The organism is Nocardioides sp. NPDC047086, from assembly GCF_040643685.1.
Taxonomy (GTDB): Bacteria; Actinomycetota; Actinomycetes; order Propionibacteriales; family Nocardioidaceae; genus Nocardioides.
The window spans coordinates 165,386-188,864 of the sequence record NZ_JBEYUV010000003.1 but is presented as its reverse complement, the minus strand read 5'-3'; the positions used below and the strand labels follow the sequence as shown (position 1 = coordinate 188,864).

17 protein-coding genes are annotated in these 23,479 nt (G+C 71.5%); 8 read left to right on the top strand and 9 right to left on the bottom strand.

The window, feature by feature from the left end:
* The first annotated feature begins 8 nt into the window (after positions 1-8).
* A complete protein-coding gene (locus ABZ796_RS04105) occupies positions 9-722 on the top strand; it encodes an MIP/aquaporin family protein (protein WP_357334817.1) in 714 nt (237 codons plus the stop codon).
* A 65-nt stretch (positions 723-787) separates the two neighbouring features.
* Positions 788-2,152, top strand: a complete 1,365-nt coding sequence (gene chrA / locus ABZ796_RS04100; protein WP_357334816.1) for a chromate efflux transporter — start codon at positions 788-790, stop codon at positions 2,150-2,152.
* Here chrA and ABZ796_RS04095 read toward each other — a convergent pair.
* The 7 genes from ABZ796_RS04095 to benA all read right to left on the bottom strand — a co-directional run bounded on the left by ABZ796_RS04095 (position 2,139) and on the right by benA (position 12,767).
* Positions 2,139-2,870 carry an alpha/beta fold hydrolase gene (locus ABZ796_RS04095; RefSeq protein ID WP_357334815.1) on the bottom strand — a complete coding sequence of 244 codons (732 nt, stop codon included), beginning with the start codon at positions 2,868-2,870 and terminating at the stop codon, positions 2,139-2,141. The two genes, chrA and ABZ796_RS04095, sit on opposite strands and share 14 nt — an antisense overlap.
* Complete coding sequence (locus tag ABZ796_RS04090) at positions 2,867-4,078, bottom strand: benzoate/H(+) symporter BenE family transporter (RefSeq protein ID WP_357334814.1); 1,212 nt, start codon at positions 4,076-4,078, stop codon at positions 2,867-2,869. Before ABZ796_RS04090 ends, ABZ796_RS04095 begins: the two co-directional genes overlap by 4 nt.
* Entirely contained in the window at positions 4,075-6,738 is a 2,664-nt protein-coding gene (locus ABZ796_RS04085; RefSeq protein ID WP_357334813.1) for a LuxR C-terminal-related transcriptional regulator, read from the bottom strand. Before ABZ796_RS04085 ends, ABZ796_RS04090 begins: the two co-directional genes overlap by 4 nt.
* A 20-nt stretch (positions 6,739-6,758) precedes the next feature.
* Positions 6,759-8,045, bottom strand: a complete 1,287-nt coding sequence (locus ABZ796_RS04080) for an aromatic acid/H+ symport family MFS transporter (RefSeq protein ID WP_357334812.1) — start codon at positions 8,043-8,045, stop codon at positions 6,759-6,761.
* A 72-nt stretch (positions 8,046-8,117) separates the two neighbouring features.
* The gene (gene benC, locus ABZ796_RS04075; protein ID WP_357334811.1) at positions 8,118-10,862 is read right to left on the bottom strand and encodes a benzoate 1,2-dioxygenase electron transfer component BenC; all 2,745 of its coding nucleotides are present in this window, start codon (positions 10,860-10,862) and stop codon (positions 8,118-8,120) included.
* 10 nt (positions 10,863-10,872) lie between these two features.
* Positions 10,873-11,397, bottom strand: coding sequence for a benzoate 1,2-dioxygenase small subunit (benB, locus tag ABZ796_RS04070; RefSeq protein WP_357334810.1), 525 nt, complete (start codon positions 11,395-11,397; stop codon positions 10,873-10,875).
* A gap of 2 nt (positions 11,398-11,399) precedes the next feature.
* Positions 11,400-12,767 carry a benzoate 1,2-dioxygenase large subunit gene (gene benA, locus ABZ796_RS04065; RefSeq protein WP_357334809.1) on the bottom strand — a complete coding sequence of 456 codons (1,368 nt, stop codon included), beginning with the start codon at positions 12,765-12,767 and terminating at the stop codon, positions 11,400-11,402.
* A 192-nt stretch (positions 12,768-12,959) separates the two neighbouring features.
* On the opposite strand from benA, the gene ABZ796_RS04060 reads away from it, so the two are divergent.
* Genes ABZ796_RS04060 through catC form a run of 4 tightly spaced genes read left to right on the top strand, consistent with a single transcriptional unit; the run spans position 12,960 to position 16,178 of the window.
* On the top strand, positions 12,960-13,883 hold the full coding sequence (locus ABZ796_RS04060) for a LysR substrate-binding domain-containing protein (RefSeq protein ID WP_357334808.1): 924 nt from the start codon (positions 12,960-12,962) through the stop codon (positions 13,881-13,883).
* The gene (locus ABZ796_RS04055; RefSeq protein ID WP_357334807.1) at positions 13,880-14,983 is read left to right on the top strand and encodes an enolase C-terminal domain-like protein; all 1,104 of its coding nucleotides are present in this window, start codon (positions 13,880-13,882) and stop codon (positions 14,981-14,983) included. Before ABZ796_RS04060 ends, ABZ796_RS04055 begins: the two co-directional genes overlap by 4 nt.
* A gap of 38 nt (positions 14,984-15,021) precedes the next feature.
* Positions 15,022-15,897, top strand: a complete 876-nt coding sequence (gene catA, locus ABZ796_RS04050) for a catechol 1,2-dioxygenase (RefSeq protein ID WP_357334806.1) — start codon at positions 15,022-15,024, stop codon at positions 15,895-15,897.
* Positions 15,897-16,178, top strand: coding sequence for a muconolactone Delta-isomerase (catC, locus tag ABZ796_RS04045; protein WP_357334805.1), 282 nt, complete (start codon positions 15,897-15,899; stop codon positions 16,176-16,178). The genes catA and catC overlap by 1 nt, the downstream gene beginning before the upstream one ends.
* 7 nt (positions 16,179-16,185) lie before the next feature.
* On the opposite strand, the gene ABZ796_RS04040 is transcribed toward catC, so the two are convergent.
* Entirely contained in the window at positions 16,186-19,440 is a 3,255-nt protein-coding gene (locus ABZ796_RS04040) for a BTAD domain-containing putative transcriptional regulator (protein WP_357334804.1), read from the bottom strand.
* A gap of 79 nt (positions 19,441-19,519) precedes the next feature.
* Here ABZ796_RS04040 and ABZ796_RS04035 point away from each other — a divergent pair, with 79 nt between their 5' ends.
* Positions 19,520-20,227 (top strand): dienelactone hydrolase family protein, encoded by a 708-nt coding sequence (locus ABZ796_RS04035; protein WP_357334803.1) that lies wholly within the window; start codon positions 19,520-19,522, stop codon positions 20,225-20,227.
* Positions 20,228-20,349: 122 nt separating this feature from the next.
* Positions 20,350-21,390, top strand: a complete 1,041-nt coding sequence (locus ABZ796_RS04030) for a 2-oxoglutarate and iron-dependent oxygenase domain-containing protein (RefSeq protein ID WP_357334802.1) — start codon at positions 20,350-20,352, stop codon at positions 21,388-21,390.
* Here the strand turns inward: ABZ796_RS04030 and ABZ796_RS04025 are convergent.
* Positions 21,374-23,386, bottom strand: a complete 2,013-nt coding sequence (locus ABZ796_RS04025; RefSeq protein WP_357334801.1) for an MMPL family transporter — start codon at positions 23,384-23,386, stop codon at positions 21,374-21,376. The genes ABZ796_RS04030 and ABZ796_RS04025 overlap by 17 nt on opposite strands.
* Positions 23,387-23,479 lie beyond the last annotated feature (93 nt).

The window sequence follows — 23,479 nt, the reverse complement described above, 5'->3', positions numbered from 1 at the left end:
ATGCCGACGTGCACCCCTCTCTCCCGCGCCGCCTGCTGGCCGAGCTCCTCGGCACCGGCCTGCTCGTCGCCGTGGTCGTCGGCTCCGGCATCGCCGCTCAGCAGCTCTCGCCCACCGACACCGGCCTGCAGCTCCTGGAGAACTCGATGGCGACGGTGTTCGGGCTGGCCGCGCTGATCCTGATGTTCGGCCCGGTCTCGGGCGCGCACTTCAACCCGGTCGTCTCCCTCGCCGACTGGTTTCTCGGGCGCCGGTCGGGCCAGGGGCTCGGGCTCGCCGAGGTCGGGGCCTACTCGGTCGCCCAGATCCTCGGCGCGGTCGGGGGTGCGGCGCTCGCCAACGTCATGTTCGACGTCGACCAGGCGATCTCGACCAAGGAGCGTGCCGGCGGCGGCCACCTCGTGGCCGAGGTCGTCGCCACGGCCGGCCTGGTCGCGCTGATCTTCGCGCTGGTACGCAGCGACCGCGGCGCCCTCGCGGCACCCGCGGTCGGTGGCTACATCGGCGCCGCCTACTGGTTCACCAGCTCCACCTCGTTCGCCAACCCCGCCGTCACCGTCGGCCGGGTCTTCTCCGACACCTTCGCGGGCATCGCGCCCGGCTCGGTCGCGCCGTTCGTCCTCGCACAGCTCGTGGGCATGGCCGCCGGCGTACTCCTGATCCTCGCTCTCTACCCTGGTGTCGGCGGCAGGGACGACGACGTCGTCGTTCCGTATCCCTGAATGCCGGTCACTCACCGCGATCCTGTACCTACGACGGCCCCTGATCACCGGAACGGACGCCCCCAATGACCTCCGAGAAGTCCAGCGCACGTGACGTGATCCCGCTGCGGGAGGCGACGCGCGCGTGGTTCGCGATCTCCCTGCAGACCTTCGGCGGACCCGCCGGCCAGATCGCGGTCATGCAGCACAAGCTCGTGGACGAGAAGCGCTGGATCGGCCAGCAGCGCTTCCTGCACGCGCTGAACTACTGCATGCTGCTGCCCGGCCCTGAGGCCCAGCAGCTGGCCGTCTACGTCGGCTGGCTGCTCAACGGCACCCTCGGCGGGCTCATCGCCGGCATCCTGTTCGTGCTACCCGGCGTCGTCGCGCTCCTCGCCCTCTCGGCGCTGTACGTCGGCGCCGGATCCACCGCGCTCGTGACCGGACTGTTCGCCGGCCTCGCTCCCGCGGTCATCGCGATCGTGGTCCAGGCCGTGCAGCGCGTGGGCGGACGAGCTCTGCACCATCCGGTCCTGGTGGTGATGGCGGTCGCCTCGTTCCTGGCGCTGACCGTCTTCAAGGTCCCGTTCCCGATCGTGATCGTCGTCGCCGGCCTGCTCGGCTGGCTGGTCGGCACTCGGGTCCCCGCCTTCGTCCAGGGCAAGGGCCACGGCAGCGCGGACGACGGCCCGGCGCCGCTGATCAGCGACGACGCCCTGCACCACGACGCGCCCTCGAAGGTTCGCGGCCTGAAGGTCCTCGTCCTCGGCCTGGTGCTGTGGTTCGCCCCGGTGGCGCTGGCGGCGATCGTGTTCAGCCGGGACAGCGTGTTCGTCGACCAGGGCCTGTTCTTCTCGGGCGCCGCGGTCGTCACCTTCGGTGGCGCGTACGCGGTTCTCTCCTACGTCGCCCATCAGGCGGTCAACGTCTTCGGCTGGCTGAAGGCCGGCGAGATGGTTCGCGGTCTCGCGCTCGCCGAGACCACCCCGGGACCGTTGATCATGGTCGTGCAGTTCGTCGCCTTCGTCGGCGCCTACCGCAACCCGGGCTCCCTCGACCCCTGGGTGGCCGCCGTGATCGCGTCACTGCTGGTGACCTGGGTGACCTTCGTCCCCTGCTTCCTGTTCATCTTCCTGGGCGCGCCCTACGTCGAGCGACTCCGCAGCAACCACCACCTCACCGCGGCGCTCACCGGGATCACCGCGGCGGTGGTCGGCGTGATCGCCAACCTCGCGCTGTTCTTCGCGTTGCACACGCTGTTCGAGCGCTCCCGCACCCTGACGTGGGGGCCGGTCGACCTCGACCTACCGGTCCTGTCCTCGTGGGATCCGGTCGCGTTCGCGATCACCGCGGTCGCCATCGCGCTCGTCTTCTGGCTCCGATGGTCGACGCTGCGCACCCTCGGCGTGTGCGCGCTGCTCGGACTCGCCTCGACCCTCATACCTCGCTGACCGCGGTGAGCAGGCGCGGCCAAGCCGACGAGGTCGGGTCGCCCCAGGCGGCGTGGTCCGCATCGTCGACCACTTCCAGACGTACGCCGGGGTGTGCTGCCGCGTAGCGCTCGGAGATCGCGAGCGGGATCACGGCGTCGGCGGCGCCGTGGAGGACGCGCACCGGGACCTGGGGCGCGAGGCCGAGCGGATCGGCAGCGGCGTACGCCTCGGGGGTCTCGGCCGGGGTGCCGCCGAGGAACTCCTCGACCGCTCCGTGCGCGAGACCTTCCTGGCTCATCGCGGCCAGCGCGGCGGCGGGGGCCAGCGCGACGACCCCGGTGACCAGGGTGCCCGCGCGGGAGGCGGCCCACAGCGCGAGCTGGCCTCCGGAGGAGTGTCCGACCAGGGTGATCCGGCGGGGTGCGTCGTTGTGGACGGTCCACTCCCGGCCGCTGAGCTGGATCGACTCGATCGCGGTCTCGATGTCCTCGAAGGCCTGCTGCCACTGGCCGGACCCGTGGCGGTATTCGACCGTCGCGGTCAGATGACCCGCCTCGGCCAGCGCCCGGCCCGCCGACCAGGTGCGCATCCGGTCGGAGTCGCGCCACATCCCGCCGTGGAGCAGCAGCACGAGCGAGTCGGTCGCCTCGGCCGGCTCGAAGACGTCGGCGACCTGCCGGGCGGTGGCCCCGTAGCGCATCGTCGCGTCGGGGTAGGTGGTCTCTGTCGTGGTCATGGCTTCTCCTTGCTGTTGCGGTCGAGCAGGATGCTGACCGCGACACCGACCACCAGCCCCCAGAAGGCGGAGCCGATGTTGAACACGGTGATGTCGGCGACGGTCACCAGGAAGGTGACCAGCGCGCCGGTGACGTGGGGTCCGCCGAAGGCGGTCTGGAACGCGCCCTGGAGCGGCTTGAGCATGGCCAGGCCGCCCAGCACCGCGACGTACGCATCGGGCATGGTGGTGATGACCCGGACCATGCCGGGGGCGAGCAGGCCGAACCCGATCGCGAGTACGCCGCACCAGATCGCCGCGGCATAGTGCCGCCGCGGTGAACCCGAGGCGGTGACCAGCGCGTTGGTCGGCCCGGCCAGACAGGTGGACACACCGCCGAACGGGGCCGCGACCAGCGAGGTCACCCCGCACCAGCCGGTCACCTGGTTCATCCGCGGGTCGTGGCCGGCGGCCCGCAGGACCGCCATGCCCTGGCCGTTCTGGACGATCAGGACAGTGATCAGCAGCGGGATGGTGAGCTCTATGAAGGCGGGCCCGGTGAAGACCGGCGAGGTCCAGACCGGGTCGATGACCCAGCGGCCGGAGACCTCGACGGCCGGCCGGTCGGCGAGGCTCACCGCGCCCGCCCCGACCGCGAGCGCGACCACGACCGCCGGGAGCCAGCGCGCCAGTCGCGGAACGGCGCTGACGGCGACGAAGGCGGCCACCATCGGCCCGGCGATCGCCAGGTCGCGGTCGACGGCGAGGACCAGGTCGGTGCCGAAGCGGAGGAAGACACCGGCCACCATGGCCATCACGATCGGCATCGGCAGCAGGTGCATGACCCGGTCGACCTGCCGGGTCAGACCCAGCACGATCAGGAGCAGCGCCGCCATGATGAAGCCGCCGACCGTCTCCGGCCAGGTGGTGCCGGCCGCCATGGCCTGGCCCACGACGACGGTGCCGGGGATCGTCCAGAAGTAGACCAGCGGCTGGCGGCTCCAGCGCGAGGCGATGATCGTCAGCACCCCGTTGAGGCAGAAGACCGCGCTGACCCAGGAGGCGACGATGCCGGCGGAGAGGCCGGCGCCCTGGCCGACGGCGAGGATCACCGCGACCGGGCCGGTGCAGGAGAACAGGAAGCCGATGAAGCCGTTGACCAGCTCGTGGCGGCCCAGGTCACGGCCGCGGCCCGCGCGGGGCTCTCGGACGTCGAGGTCGGTACTCATGGCTCCTCCGTCGGTTCGGCGGCCATCGCCGCGAGCTCGGTCCGGCTGCGGACGCCGAGCTTCGCGTAGATGCGGGTCAGGTGGTACTGCACGGTCTTGGGCGAGACGAACAGCTGCGCGGCGACCTCGCGGTTGGAGAGACCCGAGGCGACCATCTCCGCGACCGTCTCCTCCTGCGGGGTCAGGTCCACCGGGCCACGCTGGCCACGCGGGGCCCGTACTCCCCCGGCACGCAGCTCGCGCTGGGCGGCGTCGACGTAGGTCGACGCTCCCAGCCCGTCCCACAGGTCGCGTGCGGATGAGAGCAGCGCCTCGGCGTCGCGGCGGCGGCCGGCGCGACGCAGCGCCTGCCCGTAGGCGAAGGTGACGCGGGCGCGCTCGTAGCGCAGCGGCAGCCCGTCGAGCAGCGCGAGCGCACGGTCGAAGGTGTCGCGGACCCCGGCGAGGTCGCCGCGGGCGCCGTGCCAGCGGCCGCGGGCGGTGGCCAGCCTGGCCTGGGCGGAGCGGTGCTGCTCCTCACGGGCGCGGGTCTCGTGGGGGCGGAGGAACTCGTCGGCCTCCTCCAGCCGGCCCTCCGCGATCAGCGCGGCGGCGTACGTCTCAGCCCAAGGCCAGATGGCCGGCTCGGCCAGCGCGCTGCCGGCCGGGGCCTGCGTGAGCGGCTCGAGGATGCGCAGGACGGCACGGAAGTCGCTGCGCGCCTCGGCGATGTGAGCGCGGGCGAGGAGCGCGGGGACTCGCATGATCTCGTAGCCCTGCACCCCGACGTCGGCGGCACGGGCGGTGCGAGCAGCGTCCGCCCAGCTGCCGCGCAGCAGATGGGTCTCGGTGGCGGTCCACTCCAGCAGCGGGGTGACTAGCGCGACGCCGGACTCGGCGGCGAGCGCCCGCCCGGCCGCGACCGTCTGCAGGGCGGCCTCGCCCTCGCCGGTCAGGAACTGCACGCGCGCCAGCCAGGCCAGGGCCCACATCGAGATCCGGGTCGAGCCGCCGAGGACCCGTGGGTCGGTGACCCCCTCCAGGCGGCTGCGGGCCTCGTCGGGCTCGTCGGCGAGCACATCGAGCCAACCGCGGCCCATCGTGATCCGCTGGGTCTGGGCGCTGTGCCCGACGCGTCGGGCGGCCAGGGCGTACGCCTCGTGGGCCTCCTCGAACCGGCCGGCCATCGCCAGCCCGAGGCCGCGGATCGCCGCCGCCTCGACGCCGGCGGCCGAGTCGCGGCCGGCCAGCGAGATCGCCCGGTCGGCCCAGGTGACCAGATCGTCGCCGCGGCACCGGGCCAGCGAGTGCAGCACGTGCCGGGTGGCGATCAGCGCGGCGGTCTCCGGCTCGCGGTCGACGTTGACGATGTCCCAGGCACGCGTGAGCCGCACCTCGGCCTCGGCGGCCCGACCGCGCAGGATCGCCAGGTAGGCGAGCACCGCCTCGCGCAGCGGCGTCTCGCGCAGGCTCTCCACGACCGGGACCAGCGCCGCGGCGCCCATCCCGTCGCCCGCCGCGACCAGTGCGTCGACGGAGCGGATCAACCGGTCGTCGCGGCGCAGGGGGTCCTCGGTGAGCCGGCTGGCGTCACGGTAGAGGGCCGCGGCCTCCGCCCAGGCACCCTCGTCGCCGCGTCGTTGCGCCAGCCGGGCGACCTCGTCGGCGAGCCCGGCGTCGGGCAGCGGGGTCGCGGCGACGAGGTGCCGGGCCCGGCGCACCTCGTCGTCGACGATCGCGGCGGCTCGCTGGTGCGCGTCGGCGGTCCGCTTGGCACCCATCGTCGCCAGCACGGCGACACCGACCAGCGGCGTACGCCATCGGGGGCGGTGGTCGTGGGTGGTCTCGACGAGCCCGGCCGTGGCCAGGGCGTCGACCGCGGAGAGCGGGTCCTCGAGGCCGGCGAGGGCCGCGGCCTGTCCCAGGGAAGCGTCGTCGCCGAGGATGGCGAGGGCCTCTGCCAGCGCACGGCCCTCCGGGCCGCAGCCGGCGAGCGCGAGCCGGACCTCGTCGCGTACGTGGACCGGGGCGGGCAGCTGGGTGTCGGGCCGTGCCCACCGGGTCGGTGGGAGCTCGTCGAGCAGCGCGACCGCGTCGCGCGGGCTGCCCGCCGTGTGACGGGTGAGGACCTCCGCCATCGAGGGGTGCAGGACCCGTCCGCGCAGCGAGGCGAGCTCACCGACCGCGGCCGCGTCCAGCCCCTCGATGCGGATGGTCTCGGTGGCGATCTCACCGAGGAACGAGGTGCTGCGCGTGGCCGCCAGCACCACCAGCACCGGTACGTCGCGGTGCCGGCGCAACGCGGAGGCGATCGCCTGCAGCGAGAGCGTGTCGGCGAGGTCGGCGTCATCGACCAGGATCAAGCCGGGCTCCTCCCCCGTCCCGGCGGCCCGCGCCACCAGAGCGTCGGCAGCGGCGGCCGGGTCGGCCGGCGGCGTACCGCCGAGCAGCTGACGCAGCACCGCGCCGGGCGAGTCCTGCTCCCACGCGCCGGCGCGGGCGCTCAGCGCCGGTGCCGCTACCCGGTCCGCCAGACCGCGCAGCAGCGCGGTCTTCCCCAGGCCCGGGTCCCCGAGGACGAGGACGGCGGCGGAGCCGGAGGTGCGGGTGAGGGCCAGCCGCGAGGTGAGCTCGACGAGCTCGTCCTCGCGACCGACACACCCAGCTCGTTCGATGAGCACGGTCACACCCTAGGCCTCCCTCATGCCGGCAGGCCGTCGTCGAGTGCGACGCGCACGACCGGCTCCGCCGGGGACCGCGGCACGGCTACGGCCACCACGGCACCGAGCACCGCGACGCCCGCGAAGATCTGGAAGGCGGTGGTTCCTCCGACCCCGGCGGCGACCAGTGCCCCGCCGATGATCGGTCCGACGATCCCGCCGAGCCGGCCGAACCCGGCACACCACGCCACGCCCGCGCCGCGGGCCCGGGTCGGGTAGTAGTTGGCGACGAGCCCGTAGATGAGCACCTGCGTACCGATGGTGCCGACGCCGGCGATCGCGACGGCCGGGAACAAGATGGCGAGCGGCAGCCCGAGGGGCAGCAGCAACAGCATCAGGCCGGCGAGCACGAAGGTTGTCGAGACCACCTTCTTGGCGCCGGTCCGGTCGGCGATGTAGGAGGCGAGGAGACCGCCGATGATGGCGCCACCGTTGAGCACCAGCAGGAAGGTGAGCGCGTACGCCTTGCCGTAGCCGTTGTCCTCCATGATCTTCGGCAGCCAGGTGTTCAGGCCATAGGTCAGCAGCAGGCCGGAGAAGCTCATCAGTCCGAGCATCATCGTCGGGAACGCGAGCGGGCGGCGGGCCAGGGCGCTGAAGCCGACCGCATCCTGGGCGGTGCTGGTCGACGCGACCCGGTCACGGGAGTCGAGCCACAGCTGCGACTCGGGCAGCTTGGCGACGGCGAAGGGCAGCAGGAGCACCAGCGGAGCGGCACCGATGGCCATCAGGATCCGCCAGTTGGAGCCGCTCGGGTCGATGATGAGCGCCATCACTGAGGCGGTCACGCCACCGGCGGGGATGCCGCTGTAGACGATCGCGTTGAGCCGGTTCTTCCGCTCCGGCGGCGCGAACTCGGCGACCAGGGCGCCGACGGTCGCCAGGATCGCACCCAGCCCGATGCCGGTGAGGAACCGGAGGATGCCGAAGACGGCGATCGACTGGGCGAACGCTGTCGCGGCCATGCCGAGCGAGAACCAGGTGATGCTGGCGAGCACGACCTTCCGGCGGCCGATCCGGTCGCTGACCGCGCCGGCGCTCAGCGCGCCGACGAGCACGCCGACGAGGGCGTAGCTGCCCAGTGTCCCGGCCTGGCCCGCGGAGAGCTGCCCGATCTGGGAGGGATCTGCCATCAGGGTCGGCAGCACCGTGCCGTAGACCACGAGGTCGTAGCCGTCGAACATCAGGGCCAGCGCGGAGAGCGCCACGACCCAGGCGAGCTGGCGCCCGGTCTTGGCCCGAGTGATTTCATCGGTGTTTTCGGACATGGGTGATCTCCATGGGTGACGCGAGCGGCGCTCGCGAAGGGAGTGACGGCCCCGAGAGAGGAACCTGGTGGCTCAGCCGAGGTCACCGCCGGCGACGGGAAGGACCGTGCCGGTGATGTAGGAGGCTTCCTCGGAGGCGAGGAAGCAGATCGCGGCGGCCTGCTCGTCGAGCGTGCCGTAGCGGTGCATCAGTGAGGTCTCGAGGGTCTGGTCGATGTGGGCCTGGAACCACGCCTTCTCGGCGTCCGTCCGGGGCGTTGGTGTGCCCCGGGAGATCCGGCGTGGCGGAGCCTCCGTACCTCCCGGGGCCGTCGCGGTGACCCGGATCCCCGACCCGGCGTACTCGAGGGCGAGGGAGGCGGTGATCGCGTTGATCCCGCCCTTCGCCGCGGAGTACGGGATCCGATGGATGCCGCGGGTCGCGGCCGAGGAGACGTTGACGATGACGCCGTGGCCGCGCTCGACCATGCCCGGCAGGACGGCTCGGCACGCATAGAGGGTCGTCATCAGCGAGCGGGTGATCTCGGCGTCGATCTGGTCGGCGGTGAACTCGGTGAACGGCTTGAAGTTGATCGCGCCGCCGACGTTGTTGATCAGCACGTCGATCCGGCCGTACGCCGCCAGCGCCCGCTCCATCAGCGCGGCCGCGCCCTCGTAGTGCTCGAGGTCGCACTCGACCGCGCTCGTGGTCGCGCCCTGGCCGGTGAGCTCGTCGGCGACCTCGGCCACGAGCGGGGAGCGGTCGGCGAGGACGACCTTCCCGCCCTCGGCTGCCACCCGGCGGGCCACCTGGGCGCCGATGCCCTGGGCCGCGCCGGTGACCACCACGACCTGGCCGGCGAACCGGCCCGGGGTGATGAACCGTGGCCTGTTCGCGGCGGCCGACTCGGCCATCGCCCGGCGCATCGTCTCCTTGGACCGCTCGCTGTGGGCCTTGATCAGGTCGCGGGCGGCGAGCCGGTCGCCGCGCTCGAAGGCCTCGACGATGTCGAGGTGGTCCTGGGTGCACTGCGGGTGGCACCAGGTGGCGTTGCGCAGCACATCCTCCATCCGGCCCTTCACCCCGAGCGCCTGGTAGGCGGCCAGCAGGTGGCTGTTGCCGGTGAGGGTGAACAGGTAGTCGTGGAAGGCCGCGTTCGACTCGGTGTAGCCGTGGGCGTCGAGGAACCGGTCCCCGTCGACGTACGGGAGGGTCGACTCGGCGAGCAGCCGATAGCCGGCCAGCTGCTGGGAGTCGAGCCGCCCGATGGTCAGATCGAGCGCCCCCACCTCCAGCGCCGCTCGGGCCTCGAAGATCGCATCCGACGCGGAAATGTCCGGGTGCTCCTCCCCGATCGTGTAGCCGTCCACTGTCGTGTCTTCGCTGGTCGAGCCGGCTCCTCCGCTGGTCGAGCCGCCGGAGCCGCTAGGCGGAGGCCCCACCGGATCAAACTCAGTGAGACCAACAGAGTCGTCTCGAGCGAAGGTCACCTGGCCACCGATGCTCCGCGCCTCGGGGGACTCGATCAGGTCCTCGACCGTGTTGGTCTCGACACGCTCGCTGGCGCTCGCGGCTCGACCAGCGGGGACCGGCGCGACCAGCTGGCCGGCGATGCGGCGTACGACATCTCCGTCGTCCCGAGCCACGGCGGCCGGCCCGGCGGGCCCGAGGTCGAGTGCCGGGAGCATCTCCTGGCCGGCGAGGGCCCGCGACTCCGGGTGGGTCTCCAGCTCGACGCGTACGGGTGACGCTTCGGCCGACGCGGGCGACGCCTCGGCCGACGGGGCCGACGCCTCGGCAGTGGCTGGGACGGCGAGGGCGAACTTCTCGTAGTAGAAGCCGGTGGGCTCGAGGCCGGCACCGGCGACGTGCGTACGCACCGCCTCGACCATCGGCGGCGGGCCGCACAGGTAGATCGCGACGTCGCCGCCGTGCAGGTCCTCCTCGCGGATCAGGCTCGTCACGTAGCCCTTGTTGGCGGCGGTCGAGGCGGGGTCGGAGACGCACTGGTCCCAGGTGAAGCCGGGCAGCCGCGAGACCAGCTCACCGACCTCGTCGAGCTTGACCAGGTCGTCGTCGGTGCTGACGCCGTAGACCAGGCGGCCACCGCGGTCGCAGCCGTCGACCTCGAGCTGGCGCAGCATCGAGAGCACCGGCGCGAGCCCGGTGCCACCGGCCAGCATCAGCACCGGCCGGCGCGCCTCGCGCAGGAAGAAGGAGCCGTTCGGGCCGGTGAAGGTCACCTCGTCGCCGACGGCGGCGCGCTCGGTCAGCCAGGTCGACATCGCGCCGCCCGGGGTCAGCTTGACCAGGAAGACGAGCCGCTCCTGGTGCGGGGCGTTGGCGAAGGAGTAGGAGCGGGTCACCTCGGTGCCGGGCACGGCGATGTTGACGTACTGGCCGGGCAGGAAGGCCAGCTCGCCGCGGTTGGGGATGTCGATGGAGAGCTCGACCGTGGTCGGGCTCAGCCGGTCCAGGCCGACGACGGTGCCGGTGTAGCTCGCCGCGCCGGTCTTGGCGACCTCGGAGGTGGTGGCGATCTGCAGCGCGAGGTCCGAGCGCGGCTTCATCGAGCACGGCAGGGCGTACCCCTCGGCGGCCTCCGCCTCAGAGAGCGCGTCCTCGATGTAGGTGCCGCCGTCGTACTCCCCCGACTCGCACAGCGCCTTGCACGTCCCGCAGGCGCCGTCGCGGCAGTCCAGCGGGATGTTGATCCGCTGGCGGTAGGACGCGTCGGCGACGGTCTGGTCCTCGCGGACGGTGATGAACCGGGTCACCCCGTCCTCGAAGGAGAGGGCCACCTGATGGGTCGCGATCTCGGTCTCTGTTGCAGTCATCGCAGGGGCCTCAGACGTGGTAGATGTCGACGACGTGGTGGATGTAGTCGTTCTTCAGCACCACGGTCTTGCGGCGGATCAGCGGCTGCTCGCCGGAGAAGTCGATCGTGTAGAACGAGGTGCCGTAGTAGGGATCGATGGTCTTGTAGCGGAAGTACATGGTGTGCCAGTTGAAGCGCACGTCGACCAGGTCGCCGCGGCGCTCGATGACCTCGACGTTGCTGATGTTGTGCGACGTACGCGGCTCCGGCAGCGAGGTCGCCGAGGACCGCTCCGTACGGATCCGGAAGACGCGGTCCTCCAGGCCACCCTTGTTGGGGTAGTAGATGAGCGACATCTCGGTCTGCGGGTCCTCGGTGAGGAGGTCGGCGTCGTCCCAGCAGGGCATCCAGTAGACGACGTCGTCGGCGTAGCATCCGAGCCACAACTCGTACTCGCGGTCGTCGAGGAAGCGCGCCTCGCGGTAGAGGAACTGCTCGATCATCGTGTGCGTGATGAGCTTCGACCCGGTCGCAGCGTTCTGCGTGAGCGTCATGGTCAGTTGCCCTTCTCGTTCGCGATGGCCGTACGAATCTGCTCGGCCCACTGCGCGTGCATGACCGGGTAGAGACCCTCGTCCTCGTTCTTGGCGCCGGCCGAGATGACGCCCGGCATGTCGAGGGCCTCGGCGACCTCGTCGGGTCCGGTGTGCCAGTGCTCGGCGCCGCGGCTCATGTCGTTCCACGGCGCGGCGGAGGCCTGGTAGGTCAGGAAGCAGGAGCGGAACTCCTCCAGGTCGTCGGGCGTGGCCATGCCGGAGGCGTTGAAGAAGTCCTCGTACTGCCGGATCCGCCAGGCCCGTGACTCGGGGCTCTCGCCCTTGGGGGCGATGCAGTAGATGGTGACCTCGGTCTTGTCGACCGAGATCGGGCGGAAGTGCCGGATCTGGGTCGAGAACTGGTCCATCAGATACACGTTCGGGTAGAGCAGCAGGTTGCGCGAGCCCTTGACCATGAACTCGCCCTTGGCATCGCCGAACTGCTCCTTGAGGGTGTCCATCTGGTCCCACAGCGGCCGGTCGGCGGGGTTGGCCGCCCAGGTCCACAGGCACAGGTGGCCGTTCGGGTAGGACCAGTAGCCGCCACCCGCCTTGCCCCAGCTGCCGGCGTCGACGGTCTTGGTGGTGTTCTTCGACTCGCCGGTGTTGCGGCGCGAGGTGGTGGCGGCGTAGTTCCAGTGGGTGGCGGTGACGTGGTAGCCGTCGGCGCCGTTCTCCGCCTGGACCTTCCAGTTGCCGTCGTAGGTGTAGGTGGAGGATCCGCGCAGCACCTCGAGGCCGTCGGGCGACTGGTCGACGAGCATGTCGATCACCTTCACGGTGTCACCGAGGTGCTCCTCCAGCGGGAGCACGTCCTCGTTGAGCGAGCCGAACAGGAAGCCGCGGTAGCTGTCGAAACGGGCCACGTGGGTGAGGTTGTGCGACCCCTCGGTGTTGAAGCTCTCCGGGTAGCCCGCGTCGTCGGGGTCCTTGACCTTGAGCAGGGTGCCGTCGTTGCGGAACGTCCAGCCGTGGAACGGGCAGGTCAGGGTCATCCGGTTGTCGGTCTTGCGCCGGCACAGCATCGCGCCACGGTGGGCGCAGGCGTTGATCATGCAGTGCAGCTCGCCGTCCTTGTCGCGAGTGATCATCACCGGCTGCCGCCCGATGTAGGTGGTGATGTAGTCACCGGGATTGGGCACCTGACTCTCGTGGGCGAGGTAGATCCAGTTGCCTTCGAAGATGTGCTTCATCTCCAGCTCGAAGATCTCCTCGTCGGTGAAGATCCGGCGGTTGGCGCGGTAGATCCCGGCCTCGCGGTCCTCGACCACGGCGTCCGCCAGGACGTTCTCGATGTGGCCCAGGCTCTCGGTGAGCGGTGCGGTCATGGTTTGCCTCCAACGGGTGACGGTCACCACACCTTCGCAAGACGTGGCGGCCGTCACACCAGGCGAATGCCCAGTTCCGACCTAGGTATCCATTGATCATCGAGATCAATCAATATGCGGCAGTTTCGTCCTTGTTGTTTATCTATCGCAGGCCTAGTGTGGCGACGGTCACCACGTCTTGAGGAGCGATTCATGGAGCTACGCCACCTGCGGTACTTCGCCGCGGTCGCCGAGACCTGCCACTTCGGGCAGGCCGCGGCGCAGCTGCACATCGCCCAGCCGGCGCTCTCCCAGGCGATCCGCCAGCTCGAGTCCGAGCTCGACGTCACCCTGTTCACCCGGACCACCCGGCAGGTCTCCCTCACCCCGGCCGGCGAGTTCCTGCGCACCGAGGCCGCCCGGGTGCTGGCCGCCGTCGACGACAGCGTCCGAGGCGTACGCCGCATCGGGGCCGGCCGCCACGGCCTGGTCCGCCTGGGGCTCACGGGCACCGCCTCGTTCTCGCACCTGCCGGGCATCGCCCGCGTGGTCAAGCGCGAGCTGCCCGAGGTGGCGCTCGAGATCCACGCCGACCTGCTCACGCCGGCCCAGTGCGAGCGACTGCAGAGCGGGGCGCTCGACCTCGGCGTACTACGGCCGCCCGCCACCGGCGAGGGACTGACCCTGCGCACCCTCGAGGTCGAGCCGCTCGCGCTCGCCATCCCCGTCGACCACCGGCTCGCCGTCGAGCCCGTCGTCGCGCTGGCCGACCTGCGCACCGAGCCGTTCATCGCCTACAGCGCCCGCGACTCGGCGGTCAACGAGGCCGTCCTGCGCAGCTGCCGCGAGGCCGGCTTCGTGCCGCAGCGCGAGCACGAGGCGCCCAGCACCGCGGTCCTGCTGGCGCTGGTCGCCGCGGGCCTCGGCGTCGCGGTCGTCCCGGCGTCGGTCCGGGCCCTTCCGCTGGAGGGCGTGGTCTTCCGCGACCTGCTCGACGCGGGCAGCGTCGAGCTCTCCCTCGCCTACCGCACCGACGACGACAACCCCGTCGTCGACGCCGTCATCGAGATCCTCGAGGCCGCCGACCTGTTCACCGCGCCTCGTCTGGAAGCTCCCCGATTCGGAGTCTCATCATGAAGATCACCAAGATCGAGGCGATCCCGTTCGCCATCCCCTACCGCAAGCCGCTGCGCTTCGCCTCCGGCGAGGTCCACACCGCCCAGCACGTGCTCGTCCGGGTGCACACCGACGACGGCGTCGTGGGTGTCGCCGAGGCGCCGCCGCGGCCGTTCACCTACGGCGAGACCCAGGCCGGGATCATCGCCGTCGTCGACCAGCTCTTCGCCCCGCAGCTCGCCGGGCTCACGCTGCTCGAGCGGGAGACCGCCCGAGTGCTGATGGAGCGCACCGTCGGCAACCCGACCGCCAAGGCGGCCGTCGACATGGCCATGTGGGACGCCCTCGGCAAGACCCTGGACCTGCGGGTCGTCGACCTGCTCGGTGCCTTCACCGACCGGATGCGGGTCTCCCACATGCTCGGCTTCGACTCCCCGGAGGCGATGGTCGCCGAGGCGGAGCGGATGCGGGAGACGTACGGGATCTCGACGTTCAAGGTGAAGGTCGGCCGCTCCCCCATCGAGCTCGACACCGCCGTCGTCCGTGCGCTGCGCGAACGGTTCGGCACCGAGATCGAGCTGTACGTCGACGGCAACCGCGGCTGGACCGCCGCCGAGTCCGCCCGCGCGATGAAGCAGATGGCCGACCTGGACCTGCTCTTCGCCGAGGAGCTCAACCCCGCCGACGACGTGCTCGGGAGGCGCTGGCTGGTCAGCCAGGTGGACGTACCGTTCATCGCCGACGAGTCGGTCCCGACGGCGGCCGACGTCACCCGGGAGGTGCTCGGCGGCTCCGCCACCGCGATCAGCATCAAGACCGCGCGCACCGGCTTCACCGGCTCGCAGCAGGTGCTCCATCTCGCCGAGGGCCTCGGCCTGGAGGTCGTGATGGGCAACCAGATCGACGGCCAGCTCGGCAGCGCCTGCTCGATCGCCTTCGGTGCCGCTCACCGGCTCACCTCCCGCCGGGCCGGTGAGCTGTCCAACTTCCTCGACATGGCCGATGACCTGCTCACCGAGCCGCTCGAGATCCGCGACGGCGAGCTCGCCGTACGTCCTGGTGCCGGCCTCGGGGTCGAGATCGATGCCGAGAAGCTCGATCACTACCGCACCGACAACTGAACACCAGACCCCACACCGCAACACGAGAGGACACACTCATGACCACCGACCAGACCCTCGAGTCCGCCGAGGCCGCCACCGCGGCTGCCTCCGGCGCCTCCGCCACCGAGCGGTTCGCCGCCGACAAGTCGCCCTTCGAGGCCGTCAAGGACACCCCGCCGGAGCGCGTCGACCGGCTCGCCAAGCGCGTGCTCAACGCCGTCTACGACACGATCCGCGAGGAGAAGGTCAGCTACGACGAGTTCAACGCGCTCAAGGCGTGGCTGATCCAGGTCGGCAAGGACGGCGAGTGGCCGCTCTTCCTCGACGTCTGGGTCGAGCACGAGGTCGAGAAGGTCGCCACCGAGCACCGCGAGGGCAACAAGGGCACCATCGAGGGCCCCTACTACGTCCCCGCCGCCCCCGAGCAGGGTGCGAACGGCACCATCCCGATGCGCGAGGGCGAGTCCGGCACCCCGCTGACCTGGACCGGCACGATCACCTCGACCGACGGCACCCCGCTCGACGGCGCCAAGGTCGAGCTGTGGCACGCCGACGCCGACGGCTTCTACTCGCAGTTCGCACCCGGCATCCCGGAGTGGAACCTGCGCGGCAGCTTCACGGTCGGGGCCGACGGCGCCTTCGAGATCCACACGATCCAGCCGGCGCCGTACCAGATCCCGACCGACGGCTCCTGCGGCAAGCTCATCGCCGCCGCCGGCTGGCACGCCTGGCGTCCGGCGCACCTGCACGTCAAGGTGTCGGCCCCCGGTCACGAGCTGCTCACCGCCCAGCTCTACTTCCCCGGTGACGAGCACAACGACGACGACATCGCCTCGGCGGTCAAGCCCGAGCTGGTGCTCGCGCCCGTCGCCGCCGAGGACGGCTCGGTGAGCGTCGACTACGGCTTCGTGCTGGACCCGGTTCGCGGCTGATGCTCTACCACGTACGCATGGACGTCCGGATCCCGCACGACCTGGATCCGGACGTCCGCGACGACACCATCGCCCGCGAGAAGGCCTACGCCCAGGAGCTCCAGCGCGCCGGGAAGTGGCCGCACCTGTGGCGGATCGCCGGGGAGTACGCCAACTTCTCGGTCTTCGACGTCGAGTCCCACGACGAGCTCCACCAGCTCCTCTCCGGACTCCCGCTGTTCCCCTACATGGACGTCCAGGTCACCCCGCTGGCCAAGCACCCCTCCAAGGTGGAGACCTGACGCTCGACTAGAGCTGCCCGAGCACCCGGTCGGCTTCGCGTCGCAACGGCGCGAAGCCGTGCTCGGCGGCCAGCTGCCGGCCGCGGCGGGCGTGGACCCGGGCGGCCGTGGTCTCGCCCTCCGCCTGGAGCGCCCGGGCCAGCCCGATCCGAGCACGGGTCTCGGTGAACGAGGCGACGTGGGCGTGGCTGAGCCGCACCGCGTACTCATAGGTCTCGGCGGCATCGCGGTGGCTTCCGGTCGCATCGAGGGCGGCGGCATAGCTGCACGCCGTCGACGCGACGAAACGTACGTCCCCGTGGGCCCGCGCGGTCAGGTGGGCCCGCTCGGCGAGCTCGAGCGCAGAGGCATGGTCGCCCCGGACCAGGGCGAGCAGGCTGAGCTCCTCGAGCGCGTTGGCCTCGGCGAACGGGCTCCGGTTGCGGGTGGCCTGCGCCAGCGCCGACTCCAGGCGAGCGCCGGCCGAGTCGAGCATGCCGAGGGCACGCTCGGCCGCGGCCAGGGTGGCGAGCTCGAGCGGGGTGGCGCTGCCCTGCGCCTCGCTCAGCTCGACCGCCCGGAGATGGTGGCAGCGTCCCTCCTCGAAGCGACCCTGCTCGGTGCAGGCGATGCCGAGAGCCTGACGCGCCCAGGCCCGCAGCCCCTCGGTGCCCTCGACGTCGCCGAGGATCTTCAGCGCGTGCGTGTAGGCGACCTCGGCCTCACGTCCGGAGTCCGCGACCCGGTGGCGGTGGCCGTCGACGATCGCCGCGAACGCCAGCCCCTGCGTCCAACCGCTTGCGTCGAGGAGACTCCACGCGCGGTCCGACTCCGCCCAGGCCTCGTCCATCCGCCCGAGGACGCCGAGCACATCGGCTCGCAGCGTACGCAGGAAGGCCTCGGCCCGTGCCTCGCCCTCCAGCGCGGCGGCCTCGGCCCCGACCGTCATCAGCTCGAGGTAGGTGGTCACGTCGAGGCGGGTCCGGTAGTGGATCCGGGCCTGGTCGACGAGCTTCCAGGCGTAGTGACGCCGTTGGGGGTCGGCCGCTGCCTGCTTCGCGAACGCGATCAGCAGCTGCGCCTCGCGGTCCAGCCAGGTGCGGGCTTCATCAGCGGAAGGGAAGGGGATCCCCGGCGACGGCTCGATCTCCAGCGCGCGCAGGCGGCCCGGATAGACGGTGTCGCCGGCGCTGACCGTGGTGTCGAGCAGCCAGTCGGCGAGCCGGCGCTGCGCCTGCGGCTGCTCGGGGTCGGCCGCGGCCAGATCACCGGCATGGAGCCGGAGCAGGTCGTGGTAGTGGTAGCGGCCGACACCGTCGTCGGCTCCGTCGGCGGCGGTGTTGTCCGAGATGACGGTCTGCAGCATGTTGGCGTCGACCAGGTCCTCGAGCAGCCGCTGCGCGGTGTCGGGGTCGCGCTCGAGGAGGGCGCACGCCGGAGCCGGGTCGAAGTCGTAGGCCGAGATCAGCGAGCACAGCCGGAAGGCGCGCTGCGCCTCGGCGGGCATGGCGGCGTAGGAGATCTCGAGGCTGGCCGCCACGCTCACCTCGCCCACGGCCAGCTCGGCCAGCCGGTGGGAGCTCTCGCTCAGCCGGTCGGCGTACGTCTCGATCGACCATTCCGGGCGGCTCAGCAGCCGGGCCGCGGCGATCCTGAGCGCCAGCGGGAGACGGCCGCAGGCCAGTGCCAGCGACTCGCTCGCGCGCGGTGCTGCGGCGACGCGCTCCCGACCGACGATCGCGCCGATGAGGTCGACGGAGGCCTCGGTGCTGAGCTCGCCGAGGTGGATCTGGCGGCCCAGGTCGATCGTGCCCGCGAGGGCAGGCAGCCGGTGGCGGCTCGTGAGGATCGTCCGGTTGGCACCGAGTCCGGGCAGCAGCGGGATGACCTGGCCGGCGCTGTCGACGCTGTCCAGCACGATCAGCATGCGGCGGTCGGAGAGCTCGCTGCGGAGAAGGGCAGCGGCGTCGGCATCGTCGGTCGGGATCTGCTGGCCGGAGAGGCCGAGCGAGCGCAGGAAGCGCCGCAGCACCGAGCCGGGCTCGACCGCCTCACCCGAGACGCCGTGGAGGTCGGCGTAGAGCTGGCCATCGGGAAAGTCCCCGGCCAGCCGGGCCGCGGCGGTCAGGGCCAGCGCACTCTTCCCGGATCCGGCCGGCCCGGTGACCAGCACCGCGGCACCGCCGCCCTCGCCGAGCCCTGCCGTCAGCATCGCGAGCTCGGCGTCATGCCCGATCAGTGCGGGTGCCGCCGGCACCTCCCGAGGTACGTCCCGACGGCGGGCGCCCTCGACCAGCGTCGGTCGCCGGGCATGCCAGCGTCCCTCCAGAGTCCCCTGGCGTACGTCCTCGAGGACCGGGCTCGGGTCCAGCCCGAGCTCCTCGGCGAGGACGGAACGGACCGTGTCGTAGGCCGCGAGCGCCTCGGCCTGCCGCCCGGCCGCCGCCAGCACCTTCACGTACGCCGCCCACAACGGCTCGTCCAGCGGCCGCAACCGGGCGAGCTCGCCCACGACCGGGAGCGCCTCGATGGCCCGGCCCTCGGCAACGGCCAGGCTCGCCCATCTGAGCAAGACCGCGACGTACTCGTCCTCGATCGTGCTCGAGAGCCACGGCGCCTGGTCGAACCCGTCGGGGCGCCCGCGCCACAGGCCGACCGCATCGGTCAGCGGGGCCATCTCGTCGGTCGTGATCAGCTCGCGGAAGGCGACCAGGTCGAGCTCGTCGGCCGAGGCGTCGAGACGGAGGGCGCTGCCGTCCTGGACGACCGCGATCGGCGCGACGAGGGCACGCAGGCGCCGGAGCAGCTGGGCCAGCCGCCGGCTCGACGCCGCGGAGGTGAGCTCGGGCCACAGCAGGTCGAGCAGCTCGTCACGCCCGACCTTCTCCCCCGGCTGCAGGGCCAGCCGCCGCAGCAGCAGCCCGACCTGGTCGGGCACGTCGACCGGCACCCCGTCGCGTACCACGACGGTCGGGCCGAGGACGGCGAGGCTCACCAAGCCGCCGTCGACCTCGCGGGCGGGTGCGAATGCCTCGGTGAACCGGGCCGTCTCCTCCGCGCTCAGGTCCAGGGCGTCGGCGAGCGCGCGCAGCGAAGCGGCCCTGGGACGCCTGGTCCTGCCCTGCTCGAGGTCGCGGATCGACGCGACGCTGAGTCCCGAGGCCCGCGCCAGCGCGCCCTGGGTCAGCGAACGCGACTCACGCAGCTGGCGGAGCCTGGGGCCGAACGTACGCTCAGGACGCACCTCGGCCTCTCCGTCAAGACCCCGAGCCTGGCGAATCACCACGAAATCCTATCGGGTCCGGCGCCGTCCGGCCCGCAGGATCGTCGGACCTGCGAAGATGTCGCACCGAGGTGATGAGATGTCGATGATCGACTATGCCGCTCCCGCGGGTCCGACGCGTGGCTACCTCTCGGTTCCCGAGGGTGCCGGGCCCTGGCCCGGCGTGGTGGTCGTGCAGGACATCCTCGGCATGACCGCGGACATCAAGCGGATCGGTGACCGGTTCGCAGCCAACGGCTACCTGACGCTGACCCCGGCGCTCTACGAGCGGGGCCCGAAGGTCGGGTGTGTCGTCAGCACGATGAGGTCGCTGATGACCGGCAAGGGCACCGCGGTCGACGACCTGATCGCCGCTCGTGACCACCTCGCCGAAGATCCGCGCTGCACCGGAAAGGTCGGCGTCGTCGGCTTCTGCATGGGCGGCGGCTTCACCCTCCTGCTGGCCCCGCGCGGCATCTTCGACGCTGCCGCACCCAACTACGGGGTGCTTCCCGGAAGTCTGTCCGCGCTGAGCTCCTCGTGCCCGATGGTCGCTAGCTACGGCGCCAAGGACGTTCTCCTGCGCGGCGCAGCGGCGAAGGTCGAGGCGGCGCTGACCGAGGGCGACGTGCCCCATGACGTCAAGGAGTACCCGGGCGTCGGCCACAGCTTCATGAACGACTGGGGCTTCCCCACTCCGGCCCCCGTCCTGGAGCGCGTGGTCGGCTTCAACTACTCCGAGCCCGAGGCGGAGGACGCCTGGCGGCGCATCCTCGCCTTCTTCGGCGAGCATCTCGACCCGAAATAGCGCGGAAACCTCGGCGTCCTACTGTGGTGGCGCCCGAGTTCAACGGAAAGCAAGGCCTCCTGGCCGGGAAAGCGGACACCTCCGGGCACGACCATCCGTCTGCTCCGAGCAAGGAGAGCACCGTGACCACTTTTCACGTCCCCGCCGTCGACATCGCTGCGTACGTCCAGGGCGGAACGCCCCAGGAGAAGGCCGCCGTCGCGGCCGCCATCGACACCGCCTGCCGTGAGGTCGGTTTCATCCAGATCCTCGGCCACGGCGTCGCGCCGTCCCTCGCCGAGGGTCTGGCTGCGGCCATGGACGACTTCTTCGCCCAGTCCCTGGAGGAGAAGAGCCGGTGGCGCCGCCCGGCCGCCGAGAACCGTGGCTACACCCCGCCCAAGTCCGAGACGCTCGCGCTCAGCGCCGGCGTGCAGTCCGAGACGCGGATGAAGGACTTCTTCGAGGCCTTCAACGTCGGCTCGTCGGTCTCCGACCACCCCGACGCCGACCTCGTCACGGCGCACTACGCGGAGAACACCTGGCCCACGGTGCCGGGCTTCCAGGCGCGCATCGACGCCTGGCGCGCCGAGGCCGCCCGGGTCGCGCGCACCATGGTCACGATCTTCGAGGACGCGCTCGACCTGGAGCGCGGCGCGATCGCGAGCCTCGCGGCCCACCCGATCGAGGTCCTGCGGATGAACAACTACGCGCTGCCGGAAGGCACCCGGGTCGAGGTCGACGAGGACATGATCGGCATGGGCGAGCACACCGACTTCGGCATCGTCACGATCCTGTGGGCCGACCGGGTCAAGGGACTCCAGGTCCTGCACGGCGGCAATTGGCACGACGTCAGCCCGGCCGTGGGAGCGCTCCTGATCAACCTCGGCGACCTCACCACCCGGCTGACCAACGAGCAGTGGCTCTCGACCCTGCACCGGGTCAAGCCCCCGATCGTCGACGGCACCATCCAGCGGCGCCGGTCGGCGGCGTACTTCTTCGACGGCGACGCCGAGGCGATGGTCGGGCCGCTGCCGCGGTTCGTCGACGACGAGCATCCCCGCCTCTACCGCGACGTCACCGTCGACGAGCACATCGCCGCCAAGCTCGCGGGCTCCCGAGCCGGGGTGCTCAACGCCACCGCCGGCCGGGAGGCAGCCCGCGTGCTCACCGCGGGTCGCTGACCAGCGGCTCGGATTCCTCGGTGCGCCGGCGGGAGATCGCCGCCGGCCACCAGATCCTGTCGCCGACCAGCGCGAAGACCGCCGGCACGACCACCGTGCGGACGAGGAACGTGTCCAGCAGGATGCCCAGGCCCACGATCAGGCCCACCTGGGTCAGCGTGATCAGGGGCAGCACACCCAGCACCGCGAACACCGAGGCCAGCACGATGCCGGCGCTGGTGATGACGCCACCGGTCAGCCCGACCGCCATGACCACCGCATCGACGGTGTCGTGCTCGGCGGCCTCCTCCCTCGCCCGCAGGACGAGGAACACCGTGTAGTCGACGCCGAGCGCAACCAGGAACAGGAAGGCGTAGATCGGTGTGCTGACGTCGAGTGCGGGAAACCCGAAGACGTGCGTGCTCATCCAGGCCCCCAGGCCGAGGGCGGAGAAGGTGGCGATCACACTGATCGTGACGAGCACCAGCGGCGTCACGATCGACCGCAGCACCGCGAAGAGCACCAGCAGCACCACCAGCAGGATCATCGGCACCACGACCTTGAGATCACGCTCGGCGCCGTTGCGGCTGTCCAGGTCCTTGGCCACGCTGCCGCCGACCAGGGCGCCGGTCCCGGCCAGATCGCTGCGCATCGTCTCGATCGTCTCGATGCTCTCCGGGGTCGCCGGCGCGTCGTCCAGCGTCGCGGTGATCTTCACCAGGTCGCCGCTCTCGCCCGAGGGGCGCGCGCTGTCGACGCCGTCCAGCTGGTTGACCTGCGCGAGCACCGCGTCGGCCTCGTCGGCTCCGACCACGATCGTCACCGGGTCGGAGGCGCCTGGCGGGAAGTGCTTCGAGAGCGTGTCCAGGCCGTCGACGGACTCGGCGTCGACACGGAACTGGTCGGTCTGCGAGAGCCCGACCTTGACGCCCAGGAGCCCGGAGGCGAGTACGCCGAGGATCACCGCGGCCACGGCCAGCACCGCGGCCGGCCGGGCCACCACGGTGCGGGCGATCCGGAACCAGACCCCGTCGCGGGACTTCTTGTCGTCGCCGTTCCGAGGAACGAACGGCCAGAACAGGCCGCGACCGAACAACGACAGCGCGGCGGGCAGAGCGAAGAGCGCGAACAGCAGCGCCACCAGCAGGCCGATCGCAGCCGAGACCCCCAGGGACCGGCTGTTGGGAGCGACGCTGAACACGAGCACCAGCAGCGCCAGCACGACCGTGAGGTTGCTGGCCACGATCGCCTCGGCCGAACCGCGCACCGCGGCGGCGAGGGCATCGCGGTGGTGGGCGTGCCGCCGGAGCTCCTCGCGGTAGCGCGAGACCAGCAGGAGCGCATAGTTCGTGCCGGCACCGAAGACGAGCACGCTGGTGATCCCCGACGTCGAGCCGTCGAGCCCGCTGCCCGTCCAGTCCGCGACGATCTGAGTCACCACCGAGGCGGTGCGGTCGGCCACCGCGATCACGATCAGGGGCACGAGCCACAGCACCGGCGAGCGGTAGGTCAGGATCAGCAGGATGGCGACGACCGCGGCGGTCACGAGGAGCAGCCGCACGTCGGCACCTTCGAACGCCGAGGAGATGTCGGCGGCGAAGGCGGCACCACCGGTGAGCTCGACGGTGAGGCCGTCGGGCCGGTCCTCGTCGACCGTGTCCCGCAGGTCGCCGACGAGCTCGGTGAGATCGAGCCCGGTCACATCGGCATCGACGTCGATGGCGACGATCAGGGCGTCGCCGTCGGTCGCCGGGATCGACGGCGAGACCTCGTTCCCGCTGATCTCGGCCCAGCGCTGCGACACCTCGGCGACCCAAGCCCGGTCATCCGCGGTCAACCCACCCGCACGCTCGACCACCGCGACCGCGGGCAGCACGTCCCCGCCCGGGAAGCTCTGCTGGAGCTCGGCGACCCGGGCCGACTCGGCGTCCTCCGGCAGCGGATCGGGCGCCGCGCTGGTGGAGCTCAGTGACGATCCGACCGCCATCACCGCACCGGCCAGGAGGACTGTGATCACCAGGACCAGCCATGCCGTGGCCTTTCTCGTGGTGACTTGTGCGAGGACTGCTAGCGCGGACCGCATGGTCAGGCCTTTCCAAGAGGGGGTTGG